Origin of the sequence: Vibrio rarus, assembly GCF_024347075.1 — a bacterium.
Taxonomy (GTDB): Bacteria; Pseudomonadota; Gammaproteobacteria; order Enterobacterales; family Vibrionaceae; genus Vibrio; species Vibrio rarus.
This window is the reverse complement of sequence record NZ_AP024901.1, coordinates 921835-929546: the sequence shown is the minus strand read 5'-3', so window position 1 is coordinate 929546 and position 7712 is coordinate 921835. Positions and strand designations below refer to the sequence as shown.

At 43.4% G+C, this 7712-nt stretch carries 4 protein-coding genes; all 4 read right to left on the bottom strand.

Annotated elements, in window-relative coordinates:
• Positions 1-619: 619 nt before the first annotated feature.
• On the bottom strand, positions 620-2095 hold the full coding sequence (locus tag OCU56_RS17075; RefSeq protein ID WP_261875601.1) for a glutathione synthetase: 1476 nt from the start codon (positions 2093-2095) through the stop codon (positions 620-622).
• Between the two features lie 88 nt (positions 2096-2183).
• The gene (locus OCU56_RS17070) at positions 2184-4043 is read right to left on the bottom strand and encodes an ABC transporter ATP-binding protein (RefSeq protein ID WP_261875131.1); all 1860 of its coding nucleotides are present in this window, start codon (positions 4041-4043) and stop codon (positions 2184-2186) included.
• Positions 4036-5823, bottom strand: a complete 1788-nt coding sequence (locus tag OCU56_RS17065; protein ID WP_261875130.1) for an ABC transporter ATP-binding protein — start codon at positions 5821-5823, stop codon at positions 4036-4038. Before OCU56_RS17065 ends, OCU56_RS17070 begins: the two co-directional genes overlap by 8 nt.
• A gap of 433 nt (positions 5824-6256) precedes the next feature.
• The gene (locus OCU56_RS17060) at positions 6257-7660 is read right to left on the bottom strand and encodes an FAD-dependent oxidoreductase (protein WP_261875129.1); all 1404 of its coding nucleotides are present in this window, start codon (positions 7658-7660) and stop codon (positions 6257-6259) included.
• Positions 7661-7712: the final 52 nt, after the last annotated feature.

Here is a 7712-nt window from a genome sequence, read left to right as displayed (position 1 = left end):
AAGTAATCTATATAATAGTATTTACATGCATAAATTCATGTACTTCTTACCGCTACATTCATAGGTATAACGTCAATAACAACCACTTCAATAAAAAAATTCATTTTCATGAATTAATACTCGGTTACATTAAACCTATCTCAATGTACTAATGTATAAAATTAATTGCATTTATACATTCTCGTTTTTTACAAACTAATTTTTACAATTACAACTTTTCTACACGCAAATCATTGATTCAAATAATACATACAGGTCAATTGCATAACCTTGGATTATGGCTTTCTTTTTCTTCAAGGTTTCAATCTGTGTCATTTAAAATCGTTTGTTCATAAACATCCAAGGAACAATAGATAGATATTTAGTCAATTTCATAATGAGATAGCCCGAGAATTCCGCTTTGGGACAGCGTGTGATGTTGCCAATTACATCGTATGCCTATTGTCACAAAAAGCTAACTGGGTAACGGGTGCAGTATGGGATGTTGATAGTGCAGTAATGGCAGTGTTTGCTTTATAAGTAATGCGAGTTGTTAATGTATTCAGTGAAAGGTTTTGAGTCATAAAAAAGTACTGCCATAGCTTTTGTTAGCTTGGCAGCACCTAGAACCCATATTTTGTTATTTATCGGTCAACACCAATGAATCTAAGATCCCCTTCCCGCTGTGGATTCCACCTTCATTTTCACTCGCAGGTTTGCTACGAATAAGGTATCCCGCATAACCATTTTGCTCAGTGACTGCCTCGCCTTGGTAATGCGCGGTAAATAAGCCTATTTCACTGACAAGATCTTTAACTAAGGTTTGTTTACCGTCACGTACGGCGATGGTTGGCGTGTCGCGTTCGTGCGGGTATAAACGCTGCATTAATGCCCATGCATCGTATTCTTCGGCTTTCAAGTTGGCGATGGTTTCAGTAATATCTTCACCAAAAACGCAGTGACCGCCGCCTTCTCCTTGGTTTTTTAGAACCCACTCTTGCTTGTCAGCAGAGTGATTAAACCATTCGATAGTCTGCATCGATACTGGTTTCATATCCGCTAACACGCTTTTCACTCGTTGCGCTTCTTCTAACGTTAATCCCCAGCGCGTGTAGTCTTGCGCTGGCATCATAGTCAGTAGCATCTGCATTGATTTGCTTGTTGCAAGTTGCTGGCTGATTGTCGCGTTCATCGCCACATAATGCTGTTCAATAAAAAGTCGAGTTTGGCTTAATGTATGACAACAAATATCTTCATTGAGCTCCGGTACCCAGTAATCGGTATATTGATAACCGGCGCGCAAATACACTGTATCTATTGCCCCAACACCTTCAAGTATCAGACGTTGATTATCACCGCTAGATAGCTGAGTGCTTAACTGCTCGAATGTGCGTCTTAATGTGCGAATGCCCTGCTTTTGTAATTCCACTTCCAAAAGATGCTGATCATAAACGTTGTCTTCATCTTTTTGAACCACCATCAAGAACGTAGGTTTTTGCGTATCATTTTGCTCGCCCAAATCGGAAAAGTGAACTTTAACCTTATGGGTTGCAGTTGCAATGCCTAAAGCCAGTTGCTGCATACCAAAATTATCAGCTGCGATGGCTAAATCATCTTCTAACCAATGTTGATACACTTCATTCCACTGCTCTTTTACAAAGTGATGCAGCTGTGTTGCCCGCTGACCAAATGGCCCCATCCCCGCAGCAATGCCATTAAATTCAATGACTTTTGCACCATGCTTACGATCGTCCATAAAGTCAGTACGCATCAACAATAATGGCTGTCTGGCTGCTTGTTTACGTTGCAATGCATCGCCATGAGCTTGCAGGTGCAACTCCATTAATCGGCCAAAAAATGGATCCGCTTTTGCCATGTCGCGCAGTGAATCTTGCAGAAAGTCATGGTCTTCTGACACATTGCTAATGAGCTTTGCAATCAAAGGGGTGACCGAAAGCAAGTGTTCATACACTGGGCGCTCTATTGTCATCGGCGCGATGCTAAAAGGCACATGTCTTGCGCTATTATCCGCCTGACGAAATGCCACCCCGTGCATGATTTCCCATTCAATAATGTCTTCAATCACTTGTTGAGAGACAAATTGTGTCTGATCCATATTAGCCGCTTGGTGACTGGCAACTTGGTTATTAGCAACCCAGTTATTAATAGTTTCGTTTGTCATGATGAATAACTCTTTATTATATTTAGACTGCGCTCATAGCGGTTAAGCCCAGCGTGCTATTTTGATGTTCGTTTTCTTCTTGCGCTTTTTGCGCAATATATAAATCGCGATAATCGCCATCTTGTTCAATCAACTGCTCATGGGTACCGCTTTGTACCAATCTGCCACTGTTCATGACTAAGATTTGATCGGCATTGCGAATCGTCGATAAACGGTGTGCGACCGTAATTACGGTTCGCCCATCTTGGATATTCTCTAATGCTTGCTTAACGGTTTCTTCCGATTCACTGTCAATGTTCGCGGTAGCTTCATCGAGCAAGAATATTTTAGGATCATGAGATATTGCGCGCGCCAGACCCAACAACTGCCTCTCTCCCACAGAAAGTGATGCGCCGCCATTACTTGAATTATGATCAAAACCATTAGGCAGACGATGAATAAAGCGATCCGCTTTTACTATTTGCGCCGCTTTTATGGCTTTATCTCGGTTAGTCTCAGGTTCACTGGTACTTTCACTCGAGTTAGCGTCATTCGATAAGCTGATGTTATCAACAATCGAGCCACTAAAGATCGTTGGATCTTGCGCGACCAAACCAAACAGCTTATGCAGTTGCGATTGTGAAAGATCTTTAAGTGGTTGTCCGCCAACCAAAATTTCACCTTGTTGCTGCTGGTAATAACGCATCAATAAATTGATCACCGAACTTTTGCCACTGCCGGTATGCCCCACAATTGCGGTAAACTCACCCCCTTTAGCGGTAAAGCTAATCTCTTTCAGTACCGGTTTACCCACTTCATAGCCCATAGTGACATTGCGAAATTCAATATCATGGCTTTGATTGAGCTTCACATCTGGCATCGTGTTATGAAAGGTTTCTACCTCATCATCTAGCAATTCAAAAATACGTTTTGATGATGCTGTAGCCACTTGCAGTTTGTGTAGCTCCATTGATAACTGTCTGAACGGGTCAAAAAAGCGTTCAATGTAGTTCAAAAATGCGTAGAGAGTACCCACTTCCACAACCGTCGACATTGATGCTCCCGCAAACCACGCCACGATACCTGCGGCGGTCAGTGTTGAAATTAAACGGGTTAATGGCAGTAACATTAAACTGTCAATCGCCACCGACTTCGTGCGGAAATTAAACCAACTTTGGTTCTCTTTCTCAAACTTTGCTTGAAACGCCTTTTGCTGACGAAATGCTTGAATCAACGCCATGCCTTGTAACGATTCGTTTATTTGCCCGTTAATATTGCTGACTTGAACGCGAATGCCATCAAACACAGAAATGGAAACCTTGCGATACAGATGCATGGTGACCAGCAAAATGGGAATAAGCACTAAGCTCAGCAACATCAAATGCCAATCCAGCAACGCAATCGCAATAAAAATAGCTATGATGCGTAATGCACCTTGAATGACGGTTGGAATCGTCGACACATACATATTGCGTAGCGACTCGGTATCGTTAGTAATGTACGACACCAACTTACCCGTTGATAACTTGTCAAACGTGGCAATAGGAAAGCTCAATACATGACGAAACAGTTGCTCACGTACATCTTTCACCACCAGCAACGCACCGTGTTTAAAGGTGACGGCTTGTATGTAGCCAAAGACGGCTGCAAGTACATAAAACAGCATCACTAACCCAATTAAAGTGATCAGCTGTGACCACTCAAACTGCTGAGCGACAGTGACTTCATCGATCACAATTTTTGCCAGCCACGGGATCGCCATCTCAGCACTGACAGCAAGCGCCAGCATTAAGAAAGCAAAAGCAAAACGCGCTTTGTGCGGTAATGAAAAGTTCAGTAAGCGGCGGTAAAGCCCGTTACTTTTTAACGCTTGTGATTTAGCGGTTGAGTGTAATTCAGTCATGGTTTACCTCCTCTTTATTCGTCTCATTAGCGGGTAATTGACTGTTAATGCCAAGCTGACTTTGGCGCTGATACACCATGGAATACCAACCTTTATTGGCCACCAATTGATGGTGAGAGCCGCGCTCTTCTACTAAGCCATCGTTTAATACTAAAATGTGGTCAGCTTCAATTAGATTGGTGAGTCGCTGTGTGACAAGCAACATCGTTTTATGCGAATAGTGAGCCTTTAAGTTTCGACGAACTTGCACCTCTGTTTTCATGTCTAACGCACTAAATGGGTCATCCAATAGCAATATATCGGCATCGGATAGCAATGCTCTGGCCAGGGTCAAACGCTGTTTTTGACCGCCAGATAAGTTAGTACCGCCTTCGCGTAATTGGGTGTTAAATCCATCTGGCATTACCTCAATTTCAGCTCGAATACCAGCCATTTCAGCAACATGCTCAATGTCATTTAATGATGCATTGGGTTTTGCTAACGCGATATTTTCGGCAATGGTGCCCGAAAACAAGTGTGGTTTTTGCGGAACCCACGCTAGTTTATCGCGTAAGGAATCAAACGTTAGGCTGTCCGTTGGCATGCCTGCAATATGAATAGTGGATGGCTTCTCAAGTTTAAATTGGCGTAAAGCTAGATGCAGTAGCGTACTTTTACCGCTACCTGTTGGCCCAGTAATCCCAACCAAACCACCCGATGGCAGTTCAAAACTGATATTTTCAAGGGCCCTATGCTTGGCATCCTGATAGGTAAATTCATGGATATTAAATGACATACTCGCATCCGCATCTTTTGCCAATGTTTTGTCACCTTCAATCACATCAATACTTTCAGAGAATAGTTGCTCAAGGCGACGCCACGATGTCGTGCCACGTTGCAGTACATTGAACTGCCAACCAAACTGCATAAATGGCCCAAGCAACTGCGCAAGGTAAAGTGTGAACGTGGTGAATAGCCCTACCGTCAGGCTGCCTTGTTCAATTAACCATGCGCCGTAACCAAGAGAAACCGCAAACGACAGTCCGTACACCAATTGTATGGTTGGCCCAAACGCCGCATCGACTTTGGCAACGGCAAGGTTGGCATCTACCGTATCATTTAATGCTTTGCCAAATCGCTGTTGCTGGCGATCTGACATACCGTGTGAGCGAACGGCTCGAATACCCGATACGGTTTCACGGGTTTCTTCGGTCAAATCAGAAAACGCAGCTTGCGCTTTACCAAACGTTTTATGCAGCTTCACCCCATAACGACGAGTGATCAGCACAAGTAAAGGAAAAGGAAGTAGCGCAACGGCGGTAAGCTGGCCACTGACGACAAAGATCATCCCTAAAATAACCGTCATACCCGCAATTAACGAGTCAACCAGAGTCATAATGCCCATGCCCATGGTTTCTTCTACTGCGTTAAGGTCATTAGTGGCATGCGCCATCAGATCGCCAGTACTACGGCGCGCATAGAAGGCCGGAGACAACTGTGAGAATTTTTGAAAGAGCTCGCTGCGAATCACGCGAGTAATCGCAATCGATGCGCCATATAGCTGACTTTGCCAAACAAAACGCAGGCCGTACATTGCCGCGCCCGAGACAACAATTCCCACAACATGAATAATCATGGTTTGAGAGTCTAATGTGCCTTGGCTTATCTCATCAACAATGCGACCAATTAGCCATGACGGTACCAAGTTAATCAAGGCAACCACCTGCAACGCCATAAAGGCAATCAGATAATGGCGACCAAACATTTTTAGGTAACGTTTTAATTTCCAAAGAATATTCATAATTATTAAGCGGGTTCTTATTCTGATATTAAAGACAGTAGTGCCATTTGCGACTCATTAACAGAAGTCTTTTTATCAAAGCAGCTGGCGTCGTTTTTCAATTGTCTTATTCGATAAAAATGTTAATTACTCAGTTAAGACGCAAGAAGTGAGAAAAAGACGCAACTTTTCTAATTTATTTTTAAAAGAGAGTATTGAGAGGGGGGTAAACAACAAAATAGTGACCTACAAGCAAATGTCACCTCACGGTGAACACTCTTGATATGTAACGGTTCTCGGTCCGCTGAGCCCATAGAAGGCTCTCACCTCCTAGAACAGTGCCATGCTCGGCGCACCTAAAAAAAGGGCCGATACTCATATCGGCCCTTTCGTGAAAAAATGTGTAGACTCCGTTCTGCTAACGTTGAAAACACGCACAAACTGATGCTTGTTATTACTTATCCGCCTTACCTGCAGGACCGGCCAATTTTGCTAACAACTTATCGATAATTAATGGCTTACGTCGCTGATCTTCTGCCGATTCTTTACGGCGTACCGCATCACGTACCATCATGGCACCGACCCAACGGAAAGGTTCTGGCGGGAAGTATCCTCGCGGACCGCCAGTGAGTGCACAGCTCGAGTATTCATTATCAATACCTAATGCCATGGCAGCTAAAATCTTACCGCCAATACGTGTTTGTGCAACACCATTACCTGAATAACCTAGGCCATAAAATACGTTGGCTTGCTTCTTAATGTTGCCAAAGAAAGGGAAACCTGTAGTAGAGCGATCCGAGCCACCCGTCCAGTTAAACTCAATTTGCTCACTGCCCACTTTAGGGAATAAACGGTTAAACGCACTATCTAACAGTTCATAATATCGCGTTTTCTCGTTAAACATAGATTCAACATCATTGTTAAATGAGAAACGGTTGCCCCCTTTACCAAGCATTAAACGTCCATCTACCGTATCACGGTAGTAATGCACAAAAATACGAGAGTCCACTACCGTCACACCATCTGACAAACCGGTTTCCTGCAGTTTATTGGCAACAGGTTTGGTGATCACCATGTCAGAAGAGACAACAACAATACTGTTTTTGAACTGTTTAAATTGCTCAACCATCCAAGCATTTAGAGCCAATACTACTTTGCCAGCTTTCACACTGCCATTTGGCGTATGAACGACAGCAGGTTCACCGTACTCTAAACGGGTCATGGCCGTGTTTTCATAAATTTCCACACCAAGAGACAGAGCAACATCACGCATCCCTCTAGCTAACTTCGCAGGTTGCACACTGCCAGCCGCTTCTGAAAAGTGCCCTTCAATATTAATTTTTGACCCAGTGTTGTCATTTAACGTCTGAGTAGAAACTTCCTGCCAACTGTTCAGGTTCGCTTGTTTTAGCTTATCAATGGTTGGGTCTAAGACGCCGCACTGAGCAGGGTTAGTCGCCGTATAATAGGTACCGTGTCTTCTTAGCCCTGCATCAATATTATGCTGCTTGCAAAAGTCTTCTATTTCAAAAATTACCTGCTCTGATTCTGAAACCAAGAAATTTGCTTGGTTTACGCCAAACATTTTGGTCATAGATGAGTACTTAGTGGCCCAAGTTAGCATACAGCCACCGTTCACACCGGACGCACCCGCACCACAAAAACTTTTTTCCAGTAGTACAACCTTGGTTTCTGGTGATTGTTGCTTAGTGATAATCGCAGTCCAAAGCCCCGTATATCCACCACCGACAATACAGATATCCGCATCAATGTCTTGCTGTAGACTCTCTGATTCCTGCCAGTTTGGTTGTTGTTTCGCCTCTGTTATCCAGTAACATGGATGTGTTTTCCCAGACATTTTCTACCTATATTTGTTTGTTTTTTAATCTAATCGCCATTATTTAGGCGCA